20 protein-coding genes are annotated in these 20,945 nt (G+C 46.1%); 17 read left to right on the forward strand and 3 right to left on the reverse strand.

The window, feature by feature from the left end; translation table 11 throughout:
- Positions 1-129: 129 nt before the first annotated feature.
- From HMPREF2794_RS26845 to HMPREF2794_RS26930, 15 genes are all read left to right on the forward strand, one after another.
- Positions 130-744 (forward strand): TetR/AcrR family transcriptional regulator, encoded by a 615-nt coding sequence (locus tag HMPREF2794_RS26845; protein ID WP_005924132.1) that lies wholly within the window; start codon positions 130-132, stop codon positions 742-744.
- Positions 745-839: 95 nt separating this feature from the next.
- Entirely contained in the window at positions 840-1,946 is a 1,107-nt protein-coding gene (locus HMPREF2794_RS26850; RefSeq protein WP_055295521.1) for a tyrosine-type recombinase/integrase, read from the forward strand.
- Between the two features lie 81 nt (positions 1,947-2,027).
- Positions 2,028-2,609 (forward strand): DUF4274 domain-containing protein, encoded by a 582-nt coding sequence (locus HMPREF2794_RS26855; protein ID WP_070753182.1) that lies wholly within the window; start codon positions 2,028-2,030, stop codon positions 2,607-2,609.
- A 69-nt stretch (positions 2,610-2,678) separates the two neighbouring features.
- The gene (locus HMPREF2794_RS26860; protein ID WP_070753183.1) at positions 2,679-3,356 is read left to right on the forward strand and encodes a hypothetical protein; all 678 of its coding nucleotides are present in this window, start codon (positions 2,679-2,681) and stop codon (positions 3,354-3,356) included.
- A 341-nt stretch (positions 3,357-3,697) separates the two neighbouring features.
- Positions 3,698-4,288, forward strand: a complete 591-nt coding sequence (locus HMPREF2794_RS26870) for a hypothetical protein (protein ID WP_070753187.1) — start codon at positions 3,698-3,700, stop codon at positions 4,286-4,288.
- A gap of 102 nt (positions 4,289-4,390) precedes the next feature.
- A complete protein-coding gene (locus HMPREF2794_RS26875; protein WP_004326084.1) occupies positions 4,391-4,975 on the forward strand; it encodes a GAD-like domain-containing protein in 585 nt (194 codons plus the stop codon).
- A gap of 65 nt (positions 4,976-5,040) precedes the next feature.
- Complete coding sequence (locus HMPREF2794_RS26880) at positions 5,041-5,757, forward strand: hypothetical protein (protein WP_016662390.1); 717 nt, start codon at positions 5,041-5,043, stop codon at positions 5,755-5,757.
- Positions 5,758-5,822: 65 nt separating this feature from the next.
- Positions 5,823-6,200, forward strand: a complete 378-nt coding sequence (locus HMPREF2794_RS26885) for a hypothetical protein (RefSeq protein WP_070753189.1) — start codon at positions 5,823-5,825, stop codon at positions 6,198-6,200.
- Positions 6,197-6,736, forward strand: coding sequence for a hypothetical protein (locus HMPREF2794_RS26890; protein WP_005642385.1), 540 nt, complete (start codon positions 6,197-6,199; stop codon positions 6,734-6,736). Before HMPREF2794_RS26885 ends, HMPREF2794_RS26890 begins: the two co-directional genes overlap by 4 nt.
- Positions 6,737-7,386: 650 nt before the next feature.
- Positions 7,387-7,848 carry a hypothetical protein gene (locus HMPREF2794_RS26900; protein WP_070753191.1) on the forward strand — a complete coding sequence of 154 codons (462 nt, stop codon included), beginning with the start codon at positions 7,387-7,389 and terminating at the stop codon, positions 7,846-7,848.
- Between the two features lie 28 nt (positions 7,849-7,876).
- Positions 7,877-8,719 carry a helix-turn-helix domain-containing protein gene (locus HMPREF2794_RS26905; RefSeq protein WP_070753211.1) on the forward strand — a complete coding sequence of 281 codons (843 nt, stop codon included), beginning with the start codon at positions 7,877-7,879 and terminating at the stop codon, positions 8,717-8,719.
- A 31-nt stretch (positions 8,720-8,750) separates the two neighbouring features.
- Entirely contained in the window at positions 8,751-9,653 is a 903-nt protein-coding gene (locus tag HMPREF2794_RS26910) for an RteC domain-containing protein (RefSeq protein ID WP_004326095.1), read from the forward strand.
- Between the two features lie 35 nt (positions 9,654-9,688).
- Positions 9,689-10,117 carry a helix-turn-helix domain-containing protein gene (locus HMPREF2794_RS26915; protein ID WP_007845709.1) on the forward strand — a complete coding sequence of 143 codons (429 nt, stop codon included), beginning with the start codon at positions 9,689-9,691 and terminating at the stop codon, positions 10,115-10,117.
- A complete protein-coding gene (locus tag HMPREF2794_RS26920; protein ID WP_070753193.1) occupies positions 10,080-12,152 on the forward strand; it encodes a bifunctional DNA primase/helicase in 2,073 nt (690 codons plus the stop codon). Before HMPREF2794_RS26915 ends, HMPREF2794_RS26920 begins: the two co-directional genes overlap by 38 nt.
- Before the next feature lie 407 nt (positions 12,153-12,559).
- Positions 12,560-13,078: a dihydrofolate reductase family protein gene (locus tag HMPREF2794_RS26930; RefSeq protein WP_004326099.1), complete on the forward strand. Its 519-nt coding sequence runs from the start codon at positions 12,560-12,562 to the stop codon at positions 13,076-13,078.
- Between the two features lie 97 nt (positions 13,079-13,175).
- On the opposite strand, the gene topB is transcribed toward HMPREF2794_RS26930, so the two are convergent.
- A complete protein-coding gene (topB, locus tag HMPREF2794_RS26935; RefSeq protein WP_070753197.1) occupies positions 13,176-15,263 on the reverse strand; it encodes a type IA DNA topoisomerase in 2,088 nt (695 codons plus the stop codon).
- Between the two features lie 26 nt (positions 15,264-15,289).
- Positions 15,290-16,612, reverse strand: a complete 1,323-nt coding sequence (locus HMPREF2794_RS26940; RefSeq protein ID WP_070753199.1) for a DUF3945 domain-containing protein — start codon at positions 16,610-16,612, stop codon at positions 15,290-15,292.
- 544 nt (positions 16,613-17,156) lie between these two features.
- Here HMPREF2794_RS26940 and HMPREF2794_RS26945 point away from each other — a divergent pair.
- A complete protein-coding gene (locus HMPREF2794_RS26945; protein WP_007754166.1) occupies positions 17,157-17,858 on the forward strand; it encodes a DUF6088 family protein in 702 nt (233 codons plus the stop codon).
- A gap of 9 nt (positions 17,859-17,867) precedes the next feature.
- The gene (locus HMPREF2794_RS26950; protein WP_070753201.1) at positions 17,868-18,884 is read left to right on the forward strand and encodes a nucleotidyl transferase AbiEii/AbiGii toxin family protein; all 1,017 of its coding nucleotides are present in this window, start codon (positions 17,868-17,870) and stop codon (positions 18,882-18,884) included.
- 43 nt (positions 18,885-18,927) lie between these two features.
- On the opposite strand, the gene mobC is transcribed toward HMPREF2794_RS26950, so the two are convergent.
- Positions 18,928-20,937 carry a conjugal transfer protein MobC gene (gene mobC, locus HMPREF2794_RS26955; RefSeq protein ID WP_070753203.1) on the reverse strand — a complete coding sequence of 670 codons (2,010 nt, stop codon included), beginning with the start codon at positions 20,935-20,937 and terminating at the stop codon, positions 18,928-18,930.
- Positions 20,938-20,945 lie beyond the last annotated feature (8 nt).

The raw sequence follows: 20,945 nt of genomic DNA on the forward strand, positions 1-20,945 counted from the left end.
CACGGCACACTGCAAGGTGCAAGCTATATATATAAATATATACTTGCACCTTGCACTAAAAAAAAGCACTGGGGTACAAATGCTTAAAACAAAATCCGTATCTTCGTAACCGATTAAAAACAAACGTGTATGATAATAACTAACCGTGAAGAAGTAATAGATAAAGCGTTCGGCGTATTTGTCAGGATGAACTACGAGAAAGCAAGCATCATCACGCTTGCCAAAGCCTGCGGGGTGACAAAAACGGGTATCGTTTATTATTTTCCGCACAAGCTGGATTTATTCATGGCTGTGGCGGACAAATACGTGTTGCAAATGCACGAACCGGAAAACAAGTTTGCCGCTCCTGCCGATACGTTGGCGGAGTTCATCGGGCAATACGTGGCGGGGGTAGCCGCTTCCATGAAAAGGATTGTTGAACTGATTGGTGATAATAGCAGCCCGCATGATTGTAGTCCTAACTTCTACTACTTTCACTTTCTGTCACAAGTGCGTATGTACTATCCGGGCATCAGGCAGAAAATTGAGAAAATCTACCGACAAGACTATGACCTATGGGAGAAAGTCATACAGAAGGCAAAAGAAAGCGGGGAAATCAGGAGCAACACGGACGTGAAGAAAACGGCTATCATGTTCCGGCAAATGTTTTTAGGACTGTCATACGAACAAGCATTTCTAAACGGTTTGAACGTGGACGAACTGGCAGAAAATTTTCGCCATATCTATTCGCTGCTTAAAGCCTGATACTCTTTTGTTTTTTTAACCTCGATTATTTTTGAACAGATGTTCAAATAATGGTATTTTTATCTTATCTTTGGAGCGAAGCAAAATTCAGCGACATGGATAAGGTTCAGAAACAAAGAGGAAGCATCGTGCTACACAAAGAAACAAGGGACGGTGCGGACTACATACGGATAGAATATGCGAACAGTCAGGCTGTCGCCCTGCTGCTCGCCCAAGACACGGGCATGGAAATGGCTGGTAACGGCTCTGCATACATAGCGTCAGCCGCTTTCAGCCTGCCGGATTTTTACGACCGCTATTCGCCCCACGCCTATATTGATTACAGCCGGGTTTACGTGCGGCATCCCAAACCCAAAAGGGAATACACACTGCCGAAAGGCTATCTCGAACTGCTGGAACAAAAGCGTTACAGCCCCTCGACCGTCAAAACATACCGTGCTTATTTCAGCGATTTCATGGAATATCACAAGGGACGGAACATCGACCGCCTGAAAGTGCCGGACATCAACAAGTACATACTCTATCTTGTGAACGAGAAGAAGATTTCGGTGTCGCAACAGAATATGCGCATCAATGCTATCAAGTTCTATTACGAGCAGGTGAAAGGCGGCAAACGGCAATACTATGGCGGTATCACCCGTGCCAAAGAGTACAAGAGCCTGCCCGAAGTGTTGAGCAAGAATGAAATTAAGCGCATCCTTGCACAAATTTCCAACATCAAGCATCACTGCATGATTTCGTTGGTTTACTCTGCCGGACTTAGAAGAAGCGAATTGCTTAACCTGACCCCGCAGGACATCAACAGTGAAACAATGTCGGTTCGTATCATGGGCAAGGGGAAGAAATGCCGTTATTCGCTCCTTTCGCCCAAGTTGCTGGAAGAACTACGGCACTACTTTCGGGAATATCGTCCACAAAAATGGTTGTTTGAGGGCGAAACACCCGGAGAGCAATATTCGGCAAGTGCATTGGTGAAAGTGCTGAAAGAAGCCGCACATCGTGCAGGCATCAAACACCGTGTACACGTACACATGCTGCGCCACTCCTTTGCCACACACTTGCTGGAACAGGGAACAGACCTGCACACGATACAGGAATTGCTGGGACACAACGACATCAAGACCACAACCATTTATCTTCATGTGTCAAGTGCCCATAAAGCAAAAATCCCTAATCCTCTTGATACACTGGATAATTCGTGAGGTGCAGTTATAGAAGTGTAGGAACGACACCATAAGGTGCGGTTATAAATAACATTATCAACAAATTAATAAATTACAATTATGGACTTTATAAACAAACTTTTAGACGAAAATTACGATTGGGGTGATAAACGTATTGATGAAGACGTTTACGATGAACTGAGTGCCGAACTCATCATTGATTACTTAAAGAAACATGATTCAGAAATTCGCCAAATGCTGGCTCTAAGCTGGAATTTTGATAATCCTAAGAAAGTTATCCAATGGATTGTCGAGCAGCCCGATACAGACAAAGGAACATGCCTGCTACTTTATTGGCGGATGGCTCCAGATTTCAGCAAACAGTTTGTAAACCGTGAGGAATGTGAAAATACTCATAGTTGGTATCTTGAAGATTATGACATCATCCAAACAATTGAACAGAATTACACATCAGGATTTTACAGGAACCAACGCTACGCTTTCAATCCTTGTCATGATTCGTATCAAGATGGATATGACTGGACTGCAAGTTTGAATCCTTCGGAATTTAAGATTCCCATTCCCCAAGAAATGTTTACTGCTTTAAATGGTATTGCATTGGATGTGCCTTCTTGGGAAGAAGGTATCCCTGAAGACTTGCAACCTGCAATGGATCGTTTGGCTGATTTAGTAGATGAATAATATGTTGATAACAAGCACCTATTCCACCTAACGGTGGCAAGCTGCAACCCATTATAAACAATAAAGCCAATGGATATAAAGAATGATATACATATTATGGAAATAAATGACAAACTGTATCAACGGTTAAAACAGTCAGAGCTTGTCATTCATGCCAAAGTTGAAAGTGTTTTACGACAAATCTCTTCATGGAAGTATGCTACACATGAATTTTATGTTCCTGCTCCCTATCAAAATGAATTAGCGGGTTTACCAAACGGACGAATACGAAAAAATATTGAAGAAAAAGACCGTCTAAAAATAGCTGGTCTGTATTCTTTTGGCTTTAATGCAGAAGGAAAAATACTTTGTTCGCAAGAAGCTCCAGATAATATAGGAAATGGCATCATAACTGATATATATGAGTATGATAATGCCTTTTCATATTATGTATATCATGTTAAATATATACCCAATCAATATACAACCATAATCTCAATAAGCTATTTTTATCCATACCATGAAATGAATATCTTTCAGGGTATAAATTCATATAAAGATTGGTCAGTGTATTTATATGAATATGATAAAGAAAGAATTAGTAAAGTACATAGGTATGCTTCTCGTTGGGGCAATATGCCAGCAGAGGAATATAATTTTGCCTATGAAAATAATCTTTTATGTGCAATAGTTGGAGAGAAAAGACTAAAGAATGGAGAATTATATATCCATTGGAAAAATAAAAAAGTTTATAACAAGGAAAGATAACCCCTAAACGGCGTTACTTTCCAACCCATTAGTGATAACAACAAAATTATAAACAATAGATATGATTGCAGGTGCGATAAATATTATGCTCATAGCGATTTCACTATTGCTACTCTTTTTATTAAGAAAGAAAAAGTATAAAGGTGTAAAGAAAATAATAATATTAACAATATGCTTTGTGGCAGGTCTGTGTATTTTGTTACAAATAATTTCGTTGCTATATTTCTTCTTAGGTGATTTCTCCGCAGAAGAATTATGGTAAAAATATCACTAACGACGCAGGATAACGGCAAGCCGTTCCCTGCTGAACCATTAGCAACAATCAAATCATTATCGTTATTATGGAAATAGAAAGAATACTTAAAACAAGAGAAAACGCAATATACTACGGCATTTGTGAATACCAAAAAGAATGTTTTAGTTGGGTTGGTGGAAATGCTCCAACGTACTTTGATGATAAGAATATATTGAATAATGAAAATTTCTATTTTTATCTGACATTTCAAAACCCCTTAAACCCAAACAAGCAAATATCAATTTTCACTCCGGAATTTGATGTTGCTTTGGAATATAATACATATCCCGATTGCAAATTGTTGTTGTTTGAACATGAATTAAGTAGTCAAAGCAAGAGTGATAGATATAAACATCCCGAAATAGATGAAATTTACTCAATATACGAGATGAGTATAGAAAAAGATATGCCAGAAAAAGATTGCGCAATCAAATTTGGTGGTAACGTAATGCCTATTCAATGGGGGTTAGATAATGATAGTAAAGTGACTAAAGATGGAAATAGTTTTATTTTTCAAATCAACGAAATCTGCATAAAGGATATTTCCGTTTTCATGGCTGGCTGTATATATGTTTATGGAAGAATTGAAGGTAATAATGTCATAAATCCATTTGTGGCATATTGGGAATATTCCTAATAACGATAAATTGAAAAGTTATTATAAATCGGTTGCTAACAACGAAAGATAGCATCTGACGATGCCCCTTTCTAACCATTAGTAATAAATAGCACAATCAATATGTACGAAAAATTTTTAGATAAGAGCCTAAACAGCACTCGCCAAACGGTAGATGATACTTTTATTGCAAAATATGCTAATGCGGTATCAGAAAAAATTATCGAACTTTGGAAAGAAGTTGGACTTGGAACGTTTTGTGATGGATTGTTCAGAATTATTAACCCCAATAAATATCAGACAATAGTAGATGATAGTTATCCTCTGTATGAGTATGAAACTGTAACTCCATTTATGACAACTGTTTTTGGAGATATTTTTGCTTATGTTAAGAATCCCGTGATAGGAGATTATGTCGTATTCATCAATGTGAGATACGGAACATTCAAGATTTTATCCGAGAATGTTGATATACTATTGAATGTGGTAATTTTCAACAAGAGTTGTTTGGAATCATGGTTCTCCTTAAATAAATATCCTATGATAAAATCAGAAAAGGATGTTCCTACATTGGATGAATGTTACGGATATGTCCCAGCATTGGTATCGGGTGGTATAGAATCAATAGATAATATCAAAATTCTAAAAGCTATTCCATATATAGAAACGGTACTCCAATTTATTGGGGATTTGAAGCGAGTGCGATAGAATATATTACTAACAAACCGGGATAACGGACTAACGTCGTTTCCCGCTTAGCCATTATAAACAATATGTATCGCATTGCAAACATAGTACTATTTGTTCTTGCCATTTTCGTGGTAATGGGTTGCTCTTGTAGTAAAACTCTGTGTGAACGTAACATACAAGATGATATACTCAATATTGATAAATTCCGTAAACAAAGTAAAAAAGAGTACCGCTATATAGAAGAAGATGCGGAAAGATTGTTTGCAAATTCGGCAGCGGTTTATCCCGATACATTATACCGCCAACAATATACTTCATTGCAAGGTTATTTCTATGGAGAAACTGGATTTGACTTATATTGTATATGGTATGCACAGTTTAATGCCAATAATAGGAAACACTATCGTTGTGAACGTAAGACATTAAACAAAATATTCTATTGTGTAAATGATATGTTGAGATGTATTGCCGGGGGCGGAACTGGCTTTGCACATGAAACATACCGCATACCAGCATACACAGAGTATTACATCTATAAATATCAGAATATGGAAGCCAATAAACAGTACCAAGATAATGATATAAGCCAAACGATTTCAAATTTATGGCAGATAATGGCTACATATAATAACGAAGATATGCCCTTTGAAATATTAGCTTATAAAATGAAATACATATATGAAAATGTGGAATATATAAAATCATTACTTACTGCTGAAATATATAATTATTGCCTGCAAGAATATATGTGCAGACTAATAAACGAAAATGTAAGTGAGCAAGAACAATTAAGTTTATAACAACGAAAGATAGCATCTGACGATGCTCCTTTCTAACCATTATCAATAACAAATGGAATAACAACATGAGAAAGCAATTCATTCAACAATCTAATAGTCAGAAAAGAGCGAAGAATTTCTTTGACACTATTGCTTCTGACGACACCTTACAAATTATTGTAGGGCAAGATAATAGCGGCACATTTTTGTTGTGGCAAGACGAATATTATATGGAGTTGTATTTGGCTTTATGCAATATGTCCATAAAGCTAAGTAAAGTCAATACCATAAATTTTCTGAAATGGCTGAAAGGAAACAAGCAAGACTTATCATTCTTGATTCATCCCGTGTTCGGACAAGAATGCATTGCTCTCAATGCAGTAGAACTGTCAAAAAAAATAGTTTCCAATATGGATAGTGACGGAGATTACTACGATACATTAAGACAAAATGACTTGTTATGAAGATGAATACAACAAACAATAAGATTCATGCAGAATTGTTCTGCACTGACATACAGAACAAAAACACAGAGAGAATATTCGAGAAGTTATTTGAAACTTCCATTGAGGAACTCCTTTCTGATTATGATGAATATGATGAAATAGACGAAGAGCCTATCGAGATAGAAGATAAGGGCGTTATGATTGGTTTCTTGCCCGAAACCAGCAAAGAGCCTGCCCACATTGAGTATATTGATTTGGATATAAAGAGTAATCCGGGCAATATGGAATATCTCTCTGTAACATTGCCGGTTTCTTTTGATGTACAAATTGAAACGGCATTATCTTCTTACAAAAATCTAAGAATATTCTATTCTCTTTATGACACAGAGAAGCCGGAAGTAATAGTCTTTCACCATGAAAATTTACGGTACGAACTCTTAGTAACAGAAAAACTTTCCATAAGCAGAATAAGAGTATGTCGCAGCGAAAATGAATCGACCGTAAACATGAGAACCTATTATCCTTTTGGTGAAGAATGTGAAATCTTGCCATAATGAATGAATATGCTTTCTTAGAGAATTATATTGATAACGAGCCAAGATAGCTGCTAAACGCAGCTCCTTGTCAAACCATTAGAAACAATGATGATACATAGAATATTAGAATATTTGTTTTACAAGATTCAAGTATTGACCCGATATATGGATACCAGTATGTATCTGAATACACATGTGCCATTTATCATGTCCACAATCCTGCTATTCTATTTGGTGGATGCCGCAATTATATACTATTATATCATAATGGGATATTCACCGCAAAAGAATGCAGCTAATGTGTTTTTCATAGTCCTTGTCATTATGTTATCCTTATGGAGCAGCCTTTATTTTTATTACCGGTATAAACATAGGAATGAGAAGATTATGGAAAGAAAAGTATATGAACACAGTTCCAATGTATGGGCGTATATTTTTATGTTCTCTCCTTTTGTCGTACTATTAGGACTTGCCTTATACTTTTAATTCCATTGTTCATGAAAGGGTATAAAACATAATATGCAATTTTTAATGAGCAATCAATTAATAATTAAGAACATTGACGGCAAGGGCAATTCAACAGTAAAATACAGTCCTTTGCTAACCATTCAAAATTAGGTGCTAACAAGGAAAGATAACCTTTGAACAGCGTTCCTTTCTAACTCATTATGAATAATAAAGGAATAAAAAATACAGATAACTATTTTGAACGAGTGAAGCAACGTGCAAACCGGACGAATTACAGATACTATTTTTTTGACTACCTATATTTCAAGGGAGAGGTTTGGGACAAGAAGATAGGACGGATGTCAGGTTTTATACTGCTGTTTTGGTATTGGTGGTGGATAGTAGTTCTGCCCGGCAACTTTCTCCTGATTAACAGTGTACCGCAATGGTCGTCCTTACATCTTGGCTATTTAGGTGCAATGTTTTTGCTTATTTGTGTATTTATTCTTGCACGATACAGGAAAGCCCGTGTACAGGCATTGTTGAACCGCTACCGCCGCTCTAAGCATATCAGCGCAGTACAGGCATATTTTCTGTTCCTGCTACCCTTTGTACTTTTCTTCTTAGAAACATGGCTGTTCGATGAATGGGGGTGGACGGATTGCGTGAGGTGGAACAAATGATATGTCATTCATATATAAAACATCAGATATGGAACAACGGATTACATCATTATTGCTGCCCGCTCCCGAAGTGGAGTTGGAAGCGTCCTGCAAGGAACTGGACGAAAAGGTAACATGGCTGCTGCACAACAGCCGGAAAATGGACAACTACTTGGAACTTGAACCGTTCAGCAAGGACGGGCGGCTGTGCGCCCACGTGTGCGACACGCTCAAGAGCCTGCCGGAAACGCCGACACTGGCGGCATACAAGGACTACAAGGCAATCATTATCCTGCTGGGTATGTCCACCACACATTACGCCATACTTGACGAACTGGCGGAACAGCACCGCAAGCGGGACGAGATACCCGAACTGACCGCCTACTGCGATGCGCTCCACTGGATGCGACCGGGACGGCAGTACCTCTGCAACGTGTACAACACGGTATGCCACGCTTTCCACCTGCTACGGAGAAACCCGGTAAGGGACAACCGCCTGCTGGTGACGGAAAAGGAACTGCGCCACGCCGAACGGATGCTGCCGGAGCTGGGCAGGCAGACATTCACCGAAATGGTGCGTCTGAAAGGCTACATGGTCTATGATGCCGAGCAACTGGCGGACAAATGCGGCATGGAATACGGCTCGTTCCGACGGAAGGTAAAGAAAATGACCGGGTACACGGCTAAGGAATGGGTGATAAAGGAGCGTGCAAAGGACGTGGAACACTACCTGAAGAACACCAACCTCACACTTACCGAAGTGGCGTTCACCACCGGGTTCGCATCGACATCGAACCTGAACGACTTCTGCAAGGCTTACTTGCTGGACACACCGGGCGAGATACGCAGAAAAGCGCAGGAAACAAGAAAATGCACAGTTACAAGAACGTAATGTGAAAAATCAAGAATAAAACAGATTTTTTATGCCCGTAACTTTGTGCTTCATAAAAGATAAGCACAAGGTTATGGAACATAAGATACCGTTGGAAACATACTTCGCCGGACTGCTTCAAAAAGTGGAATGGCAGATACAGGAATACGAGGACACCGCAGCGGACACGCTGACGCTCTGCCGCCTGTGCGTGGACTACCTGCAAGAGATACTGGGCGAACTCAAAAACTTTATAATCTCCTACCCGTTCGCCAGCACGGAAGAGGAAATACACTTCTTCAAGGAACTGAAACCGCTTTTAGCGAGCAAAATCATCTATTACAACACCGTTTACAAGATAGAGGTGCGCTTCCCCAGCGGCAGCGAGGAAGTGCAAAGGGACTACCTGCTGTCGGAAACCGACCGGATTTCAAAGTCGTTCCAGCGGAACTTGGCGTTCTACCAGTACCACCGAACGAAAGCCACCTACTTGGACAGGCAGTATTTCATGCGTGGGAAGCCTGACATACAAATCATCGTGGACAGTTTCTATTACGAAACAGACCCACAGTTCAGCACCAGTCACGATTTCAAGGTAGCCAAGATTTTAGCCAACGAACTGCTGGAAATATACCTCACCAACCGTCTGCACGAGCTGGAACGCCGGGAACAACGCAAGCGGGTGAAGAACGGCTTCATGGGAAAGGTGTTGCGCTGGACGGGGACGAAAAGGGCGTTGGTGGAACTTATCTACGCACTGGACGCCTGCGGCTGTCTGAACAAGGGAACGGTTGATATTAAGGAGATTGTAGCCTACTTTGAATACGTGTTCGACATCGACCTCGGCGACTTCTACCACACCTACATGGAACTAAAAGCCAAGACCAAAGACCGAACGGGCTTCCTCTCCACCCTGAAAGACAGGTTGCTGATGCGCATGAGGGAGCAGGATTAGGCAACCGTGCTTTAACAAAATTTATTTCGCCACAGGTGGGTACATCTGTGGCGTTTTATTTTTCAGGACACCCGAACTTTGCGGCAAATCAATCAGTTACCGTTATGGAAATAATAACATTCGAGTCCAAAGCCTACAAGGAACTGGACAACAAGATTACCGCCATTGCCGACTACATCTTCAACCACATGGAAACGGCAAGGCAAAGCGAGGAAGACATGTGGGTGGACAGCTACGAGGTCTGCACGTTCCTGAAAATAAGCGAAAAGACCCTGCAACGCCTGCGGGTGTCGGGGACTATCGCCTATTCCAACATCAGGGGACGTTACTTCTACAAGGTCAGCGAGATACGCCGGATGCTGGAAGAACGCCTGATAAGGAGCAACAAGGAGAACATCGACAACCTGATAACCAACCACCAGTTGTATGCTAAGGAAAGAGGAAATCTTAGAAAGAACAAGTAACGGGCTGGCGGTGTTCAAACACTACCTGCCCGGCAATTGGCGCATAGGTCGCAACTTCCTTAACCCGCTGTACGAGGACAGCAAGGCTTCCTGCAACATCTATTTCGACCGCCGGGGCGGTATCTACAAGATGAAGGACTTCGGCAACGACAGTTACAGCGGCGACTGTTTCTTCCTCGTGGGGCAGTTAAAGGGGCTGGACTGCAACCGGGCGGCTGACTTCGTGGAGATACTGGAAATCATCGACCGGGATTTGGGCTTGGGGCTGGCTTCCGGCATTCCGGTTTCCGTTCCCCCGGCAACCGTCCGCCGGGCAGTGCCAGACAAACCCGAAGAAACGCCCGAAAAGCCCGTCAAGCCCTACCAGTTCCGGGAACAGAAGTTCCCGCGTGCCGAACTGGTGTACTGGCAACAGTACGGCATCACGCCCGAACTGCTGGAACGTTACAAGGTCTGCTCGCTCCGGGAATACAACAGCGAAACGGCAGAGGGCAAACCGTACACCTACACTTCATCGGTGGCAGAACCCATGTACGGCTACAAGGGCAAACAGCACATCAAGCTGTACCGCCCGTTCTCCACGCCCCGCTTCCTCTACGGCGGCAGCTTCGGCGAGAACTACTGTTTCGGGCTGGAACAACTGCCAGCCAAAGGCGACACGCTATTCATCACGGGCGGCGAGAAAGACGTGCTTTCGCTGGCGGCGCACGGTTTTCACGCTATCTGCTTCAACAGCGAAACGGTGACGATACCGCCCACGCTGGTTTATCGGCTGACATTCCGCTTCAAACACATCGTCCTGCTCTTTGACATGGACAAGACGGGCAGGGAAAGTTCATGCAAGCAGGAAAAACTGTTGGAAGAATTTGGCGTGAAACGCCTGCTGCTACCGCTTCCGGGAACGAAAGAGGAAAAGGACATATCCGACTACTTCAAAGCCGGGAACACCCGTGAAGATTTCCTGAAGCTGTTTATCGAATTTTTAGACAACCTGTATAGCGACACATTGATTATGCTTAAATCGTGCGAGATAGATTTCAACAACCCGCCCGCCAAAGCGCAAGAGATTATTTCGGCGGGTGACGTTCCGCTGGGGACACAAGGCAACCTGTTCGGCATCACCGGGGGCGAGGGAACGGGCAAGAGCAATTATGTAGCCGCAATCGTGGCGGGCTGCATCTGCCCGGCTGATGCGGAAGTAGATACGCTGGGCATACAGATAACCGCCAACGGCAGGCACAAGGCGGTCTTGCTCTACGACACCGAACAGTCGGAAGTGCAACTGTTCAAGAACGTAAGCAACCTGCTGGCACGTGCCAAACAGCCGGACAAACCCGATGAACTGAAAGCGTTCTGTCTTACCGGTATGTCACGCAAAGAACGCCTGAACGCCATTGTACAAAGCATGGACAAGTTCTACTACCAGTACGGCGGCATCCAGTTGGTCGTCATTGACGGCATCGCAGACCTTGTTAAGAGTGCCAACGATGAAGCGGAAAGCGTGGCGGTGATAGATGAACTTTATCGGCTGGCGGGTATCTACAACACGTGTATTCTGTGCGTGCTGCACTTCGTCCCCAACGGATTGAAACTGCGGGGACATTTGGGCAGCGAGTTGCAGCGCAAGGCGGCTACTATCCTGTCCATTGAGAAAGACGAAGAACCTACCCAGTCGGTGGTAAAAGCCCTGAAAGTAAGGGACGGAAGCCCGCTGGACGTGCCGCTGATGCTCTTTGCTTGGGACAAGGAAGCCGGGATGCACGTGTACAAGGGCGAGAAACCACGTGAGGAAAAGGAGAAGCGCAAGGAAAGGGAACTGGTGAATGTCGCACGTGACATCTTCGGGCGGCAGACACGCATCACCTACATAGACCTTTGCGAGCAGTTGCAGCAGGTATTGGACATCAAGGAGCGCACCGCAAAGAGCTATATCCGCTTCATGCGGGAAAGGGACATCATCACCAAAGACACGGCGAACCAAAGCTGTTTTGTCATCGGTTCATATCATCTTCAAAGGAACGCAAGCTGCCCGTAGGCGTATGGGCTGAACTTGTGTATTTTTAGGTGCTTGTGTCCTGCCCTGTTGTGATAACACGGCAGGATTTTTTCTGTTTGCACGTGATTTTTCAGGGTATTTGCTTAACTTTGCAGAAGTTACACGAAAAAAGTAACGGCAGTTGGACGGCGGTTGCCGGAATATTGCCTTTATATATAACATATACGTTCGCCGAACGTCCCGATGCGAAAACTGGCACTTTTCAAAATGTGGGGATATTCAGCGCAGGATATGCTATGCGTTTGTCATAGCGTGGCTGCACTGTTTCCACATTTGGGTATGCCAGTACCTCGCATCGAAACAGCGTCATGCCACGCTTTCTTTTTTGGGGTGGCGGCTAACGTGCCAAGACAGTAGGGATTTATATCACTTTAATACCTGATAATATGGAACAAATCAAAGCGCACATCGCCGTATCGCTGGACGGGCATACCGCCACGCCGGACTATGAACTGGACTGGATGCCCCGTGAGGTCAAGGAACTGGCGGCAAGGGAACACGCCGCCGCAAGCTGCCTGCTTATGGGGGCGAACACCTACAACTACATCTTTGAACACTGGGGCGGGTGGCCGCACAAAAGCAAACGGTCTTTTGTGGTGTCACACTACGACACCAACGTGACGCCGGACTGCGGCGTGGAGTTCCTGACCGAAGAACCGCTGCAAAGGGTCTATGAACTGAAACAGGAAACCGACATGCTGGTGGTGGGTGGCGGCAAGCTGCTTACTTCATTGATTAAAGCCGGACTGCTGGACAGCCTGACAATCTACACCGTCCCGGTCATGGCGGGCAAAGGCATCGGTTTTGTCGGGGAAACATCCGGCTCGCTGTGGAAGCTCTCGGAAAGCAGGGTGCTGGATAACGGGGTGGTCTGTTCGACCTACTTGTTTGGCGGGAACATATAAAAAATGCGCCCGGTTTCCCTCCGGGCGCAACCACTAAAATTTCAATTATTATAAGCTGTAAAACCTATCACAATGAAATTTCAGCGGCAAAGATAGGCTATTTCTTCGGTTTCGCTTTCTTTTCGGGGAATGAAAAACCGACATTGAACTGCTCGTCCAGTACCAGCGAAGCATCGAAAGCCTTGCCGTTCTTGCCCTTGAAGCCCTTGATTAGCCCGGTCTTGCGTTTCGTCACCAGCTCGACAATCTGCTTGTCGGAAAGCTGCTTGTCGCACTTGTTGCGGAATATGGTAAGCGTGCAGTCCACGTTGGAACACTTCGCCACTTTCGGGTAGAACAGGATGCGCCCGCTGCCGCATTTCGGGCAGGGGCAGGTTTCACCAGTAGCGACAGATAGCTGCACCGATAGCAGTTCTGCGGTGATTTGCGTTGCGTACACCTCGATGCCCTTCCGGAACGTGTCGGCATCCATGCTGCCCGCTTCTATCTTGGCAAGGGCGGTTTCCCACATGCCCGTCATTTCGACATCGGCAATCTTCTTGTCCTTGACAATCCCATAAACGGCAAGCCCCTTGTCGGTAGGTACAAGGTTCTTCTTCTCACGCACGATGTACTGGCGGGCGAACAGCGTTTCGATAATCGCCGCACGGGTGGCGGGCGTGCCTATCCCGGCATCTTTCAGGCTGGCTTTCAGTTCGGCATCTTCCAGTTCCCTGCCTGCGTTCTCCATTGCCGCCAACAGGCTGCTTTCCGTGTGCAGCGGTTTCGGCTTGGTCTGCTTTTCGAGCAGATCCACGCCGGAGAGTGGCAAATATTCTCCCTCTTGGAGTGGCGGCAGGCTGGCGGCTTCTTCATCCCCGCCCGTTTCCGGCTCGCCGAACACGGTACGCCACCCGGTTACTTTCATCACAGACCCTTTCACCGTGAAGTCGGTATCTCCCCCTGACAGCAAGGCGGTGGTAACGTCTTTCACGCACTTGCCCGAAAAGGCTTCCAGCATACGCCCGGCTACCAGCTCGTAAACCGCCCGCTCGTCTTTGGAAAGTTCGCCGGGCAGGTTCTCGGTAATGATTAAGGCGTGGTGGTCGGTCACTTTGCCGTCATTCACGCTGCGGCGGTTCAGGGGTGTGCCGTCCAGCCCGGCGGCATACCCGGCAAAGCGGGAGTATTGCCCCAGCAGAGCGACACGTTCCGGCATTTCATCGAAAACGTCCTCCGGGATATAGCGGCTTCCGGTTCGGGGATAGGACATCACTTTCTTTTCATACAGGCTTTGCGCTATGGAAAGCGTCTTGTCAGCCGAGAAGTTCAGCTTCGTGTTCGCTTCCTTTTGCAGCGTGGTAAGGTCGTACAAAAGCGGCGGTTCTTGGCAGGCTTCTTTCCTCTCAACGGATTTAACCACAAGTTGCCCGGCATCCTTTACCCGTTGCAGGGCGGCTATGGCTTCGGGCTGCTGTTCCCACTTGGCGGTCGATTGGGCGGTAAAATTTATTCCCCCGCTGGCGGTCGCCGCTTTGAGTTGCCAAAACTTGGCGGGTACGAAATTCCTGTTCTCCAAATAGCGGCTGCATATCATCACGAGCGTGGGTGTCTGCACCCTGCCCAGCGAGAACACCCCCTGCCCGGCGGCAACGCTCAACGCTTGGGTGGCGTTTATCCCTATCAGCCAGTCCGCTTCGCTGCGGGACTTGGCAGAGAGGTAGAGGTTATCGTAACGCTCTCCCGGCTGCAAGTTATCCAGCCCCTCACGGATTGCCTTGTCGGTAAGGCTGCTTATCCACAGGCGCACAAATGGTTTCCGGCAGTTCAGGTAATGGAAGATATAGCGGAAGATTAACTCACCCTCACGCCCGGCATCGGTGGCGACAATAATCCGGTCGCACTGGTCGAACACTTCCTTTATCACTTTCAACTGTTTCAGCACGCCGGGGTCTGCCTTGTAGCCTTTCTCCGCTTTCACCTGACGGGGGATTAGCTGGAAATCGGGCGGCAGTATGGGCAGGCTCTCCCTGCGGAAGTTCGCCACGCCGTAGGCTTCCGGCATGGCAAGCTGGATTAAGTGGCCGAACGCCCATGTCACCATATACCCGTTGCCGGAAAGATAACCGTCATTACGCCCGGTCGCACCGATGATGCGGGCGATGTCCTTTGCCACGCTGGGCTTCTCTGCTATCAATGCAATCATAATTCTTTACTTTTTAATGGTGGATATTACATTTTCATTCCTCTGGACTTCTTGGGCTTGTCAGCTTTCAGGCTCTTGTCCTGTGCTTTCTCCTGCTTCTCTTTCTGCTTGGCGGTGGGCTTGTCCTGACCCTGTTTCAACGGCTCTTTGCCCTGCTTGGTGGCTTCGTTGGTCTTGCCCCCCGAATTGACCGCTACCTGCGTCCGGCTCTCGGCGGCGGGGGTAACGTCTTTCGGCTGCACCTTGTCGGGGGATTTGCCCTGTGCGCCGGGCTGTACATGACCGTTGAACTCAACGCCCTTGCCGTCCTTTAGCCCGGCGACCTGCCGCTCTGCGGGCTGCTGCCCCTGCTGCAAGAACTGGACGGCGGCACGGGGCAGGAACTCCAAGCCACGCTCCACCGCACTGACCTGCAAATAGGCACTGCGCTTCGTGCCGTCCCTGAATTGCAGATTTTCCATTTTCACCGCTTGCCCGGCTTCAAAGGCGGCTTTCTGTTCCGGGCTGACTTGCACGTTACAGATTGTATCGGGGCATTTCCACTTGTCAGCCCGCATATACTCCAGTTCGTGCGTGTACCTGTCCCGGCTGACGAACACGGGGATTTGCTCGCCGCTTTTCGGGTCTTTGATTTCAGCGATGCCGCCCAAGTTGCCAGTGCCTTGCAAGTTGCCCTGTTCCTGCTTGGTGAACTCGTGTTCATGGAACGGGCGTTGCAGCAGTTTCTCGTCCTGCTGCACGCCGTGCAGCTTGGGTACTACCGTGCCGTCCTTTGCCTGATAGAAAGAGAGCTTGACATCGGTAGGTTTGAGGTAGAAGCCGCCCACCGTTCCCGAAACGGTGTAGGTGTTGCGGGACTTGTAGCCACGCATCACCCGGTCGAAGTCCCTCGTGTTTTTCAGGGTGTCGGCGGTAATGCCGACTTTTTTCAGGTTCTCCCAGTCGATTTTTGACGGGTCGAAGCGGTAGCCCTGCTTGAACTCGTGGAAGTCGGGCTTCGGAACTCGAAGCATTTCAACCCGCTTGCCGCCCTCCGATGTCGGGTTGCGGTGGTTGTCCTCGATTGCCTTTGCGTCTTGCTCCGCTTCGGAAGCCTTGACGCTGAACAGTTCCAGCCCGGAAGTGTCCTGATACTTGCGGTAGAAGTTGGAAATGAAGTTGCTGAACACATCGCTGTTCTTGTCCACCTGCATGAACTCGCCGCCGTGTCCGGTAGTGGGTGGCACGGTCTGCAAATTGCCCTCCTTGTCGATACCCTTAACGGCACTCACCTTTTCCTGCTGTTTATCCAAGACCAGCAGCACGTCTTTTTCCTGCCCCTCTGCGGGCGGGGTCATTCTGTTTGCCATAAATAATTGGAATTTTAGTGGTTACGGGAATAGTCCCGCCCAAAGGTAGCGACTAAATATGCTATATTTGGACGGGCGGCAAGGACTGTCCGAATTTGTCCTGCGTTGTCTGAAATTGTCCGGGTGGAGTAAATCTCCAACTGACGGTTGGAGAATTGGAAACAGGCATAAAAAAGAGAGCGAAGTTAATCACTCTCTTGGAGTGAGCCATTTATGAGCCATTTAATTATAGACCTTATGCCTTATAATCAACGGCTTATTAAAATTTGCATTATGCTTGCGAGCCATTTGTGAAGCGTTTATGAAACGTTTGCTATTTTATCAATAGGCTAATAATGAGCTACATATCAAAATTAATACTGAAATACAGCTTATTTTTGGAACGTTTGTGAAGCGTTTGGCAAGCCTTTGATTGAGTTTCCGTTATTCTCCTATTATCAGGTGACACGACAAAAAGAAAACATCTTCGGCAAAATTTTTGTTATGTTTTTGCAGGTGATTACATAATATACTATCTTTGCATATAGAAACAAAGGACATAAATATGGCTTCATTCAGAAAAGAGATACTTGGGCAGATTGAACGGATAGATACCGGGCGTATATTCACGTTCCGGGATTTGTCGTTTGAAACGGAAAAGACCGCCAATGTTGCGGTGCTACTTTCCGAACAGAGCCGCAAAGGGGTACTGGTACGGGTTGAAAAGGGGGCGTACTACCGTCCCAAGAAATCAGTGCTGGGACTGGGAAAGCTGCCTGTCTATCAGGATGAACAGTTCCGCTACCTGACTGAAAAACTGAACGGCTATATCACTGGTGCTTACGTCTATAACAAAATGGGGCTGACCGAACAGGTAGCCACAACCATAACGATAGCCACTCCTAACCCGGTTCGCCGTTTCCGTTTCAAGAACTTGGATATAGAGTGCGTGAAAGCCTACTGCATGGTCTATCCGGATGAAAGCCTTGTCCCGTACTTGCGGCTGCTCGATGCGATAAAGGACATGAAGCGCATACCCGGAACAACCGGGCAGGACATCTACAACCGGGTCAAAAGCCAATATTTCAACGGGTACAGCCTGCCGGAACTGGAAAAAATCGTATCTTTGGCGAAAAGTTACCCGCCACGTGTCAGAAAGGTGGTGGCGGACATACTGGGCGACATCAGACAAACCGTGTTGCAAACGGAAATGGTAAAGACCATTCTTCCCACGACACGGTTCAACTTGGATTATAAAACAGCATAGGACAGAAATATGAATTTACATTCGGACAAGGAAGCGTTCAAGGAAATCATCGCACTGGCGGCTGAACATTTCGGCTACGAGCAGTCGCACGTGGAAAAGGATTACTGGGTATCGAAGATACTGCGGGATATTTCCATGTCCGAATATGCGGATAAGACCTACTTCAAAGGCGGAACTTCACTTTCCAAAGCCTACGGGCTGATAGAACGTTTCTCGGAAGATTTGGACTTGTTCGTGTTCACGGGTGACAAAGGTGCGTCCAAGCAGGCGGAAAAGACATTGAACAAGAAACTTTCCAAATACATAGCCGAACTTAACAGTGACATATACAAGGAAGATTTGTCGGAAACGGGCGGTAATTACCGCAAACTGTATTTCTCGTATGACAATGTATTTCAGGGTGTGGGACTAAAAGAGCATTTGGAAGTAGAGATAAAATCCTGTGACCTGCCGGACAAAAAACGGATGTTCTACCCGGCAGACAAGCAGGTTATCAAACCGATTGTGACCGCCTTTCTTGAAAGTATCGGGCAAGAGGAACTGATAAGCACCTACGGGCTGGGAAGTTTTGAAACGCAGTGCATCAATCCCCGAAAGACTATCTGCGACAAGGTTTCAAGGCTGGTAAAGCTGTCTTACAATGAGGATGCAGCCGCACTGTTGGCAAAGCATATCCGTGACGTTTACGACTTGTCGGCACTCTACCACAATCAGGAATATAACGATTACCTACATTCGGAAGATTTCTTGGATGCCATGTACCGGGTGACGATAGAGGACGGACTAAACAAAAACTCCCGTTCGCACTTGTCGCTGGCTGATGCACCGATATTCAAGGATGCCGAAGCGGTCATGGCGTTGCCCGAAGTGGCTACGGCGTACACTACCGATTTGAAGAAACTGACTTTCGACAAAAGCAAGATGCCGCCGATAGGCAAGGCTGTGGAAGCATTGAAGAACCTGCACGAAATATTAGTGCGTTTTGAAGCCTACCGCACCAAAAAGCAAAATGAAGAACAACCGTAAAGCTACATCGGCTGTTCTTCACTCCATACATTATTATATACAGCTATTCTTCCTCCTTAATCAAGTGGCATAGCTCCGGGTCGTTCTTAATCCGGGTTATCTCGTCCTCGACAATCTGCCGGACTTCCTGACGGATGCGGTCATAATTGGCTTGTATCTCTTCCTGCATCCGGTCGTTGCCGTCCTTGTCGGTGAAGTCAATTATCTGCGGCAACTTCACGTAACGGGCGGTTTCCCGCTTCACCTTTTCATTGTCCACCACGATTTCGCAGTGGAAAATCTTCTGCTCTATCCGTTCATCGAAGTTGTCCGCCACCGCACCCACGAACATGCCTTGCGTGAGGTTGGATATTTTACTGGCGGGTATCAGGCTGTCCATTTGGGTGCTTATCGAGGTGGACTTCTCCCGCTGGTTGATTGTCATGCTCTGCCGTTTCTGCAACACCTTTCCGAAACGCTCGGAAAGGATTTTTGCCGTTTCACCGACTACCTGACCGCTGAACACGTTGCCCACCGTATTTTGGATTACACGGCTTTCCTTGTCCCCATAGTCACGGGTAAGCTGGCTGTAATCCTGAAAGCCCAGCAGAACCGCCACCTTGTTGCTTCGGGCAGTAGCAATCAGGTTGTCAAGCCCACGAAAATAAATCGTTGGCAACTCGTCTATTATCACCGAACTTTTAAGCTGACCTTTCTTGTTTATCAGCTTCACGATACGGGAATTATATAAGCCCAGTGCTGCCGAGTAGATATTTTGGCGGTCGGGATTGTTGCCGACAACCAAGATTTTAGGCTCTTTCGGGTTGTTGATGTCCAGCGAGAAATCATCACCTGTCATTACCCAGTAAAGAGCGGGTGAAATCATCCTTGAAAGCGGGATTTTCGCACTTGCTATTTGACCCTGCAACTGCTCTTGAGCGTCTGATTCCCAAGCATCTACGAACGGCGAAAGGTAGTTTTCCAGTTCGGGATAACTGCGCAAAATAGTGAATACATCGGCGTATTTCTTGTTCAATAGTTCAATGGCATGGGGGAACGTGCAATACTTACCGCCTTGATAGATACGGAGATACCAAATTATAGCCGCCAAAAGAATAATCGGGCTTTCCACGAAGAAGTCGCCCTGCTTGCTTATCCAACTTCGATTGAGGTTAAGCATTATCGTGTAGCTGGCTTCGTAGGCATCCGCAATGTCCGACATGAAGCTGGCGTTTATCGGGTTGCATCGGTGGCTCTTGCGGGGGTCGTCAAAATTGATAATGTAGAATTTGGGCTTTACCTTATACCCGTCCAAGTGGTTAAGCAAATGATTATAAGCGATTTCCGACAAATCGGGAAACTTATAATCATAGCAGTAAAGCGCAAAACCTTTCTCGATTTGCTGTTTTATGTAACTGTTTACCACTGCATACGATTTGCCACTACCCGGCGTACCCAACACAAGGCTGGCACGGAACGGGTTCACGACATTTATCCAACCGTTATTCCATTTCTTCTTATAGTAGAACCGGGTAGGCAGATTTACCGAATACTCGTTCTCGATAAGCCTTGTTTCCTGCTGGAAACTTTCGTTCTCGGTATTAAAGACATCATCCATTAGGTTGTTCTTCAACAACCGGGACATCCATGTACCCGCCATGAGCATACAGATATAGCCCGCCGACAGCGTGGCGATATAAAACATAGCATCCGCCGTGTGTGGCAGCGGAAGTTCCAGCAGCCACCAGTTCAGAAAAAACAACACGACACCCGCCGCAAGGCTGCAATGTATCTTCGTCCACGTTATCTTTTCCTCTTTCACGCCCTTAGTGCCGATGCACGACAGGGCGAGGAACACCACCGAAAAAAGTTTTGTCCAAAGGACGGACGAGAACAGCCCGGTGGTGCGCTGGAAATTCCACAGTATCTTGTCTATCACCTCAAACGTCACTCCCCACTCTTTCAGGGTGGAGTAACAGAACCAGTACACGTTTATTCCCACGAATAGAATACTGACAGCCCGCATAAAGTCCATGACCCTTGCAAGCCCTCTCAAATCATCTTCCTGTTGCATGATTGTAA

The sequence above is a fragment of the Bacteroides sp. HMSC067B03 genome (genome assembly GCF_001811315.1).
Taxonomy (GTDB): domain Bacteria; phylum Bacteroidota; class Bacteroidia; order Bacteroidales; family Bacteroidaceae; genus Bacteroides; species Bacteroides faecis.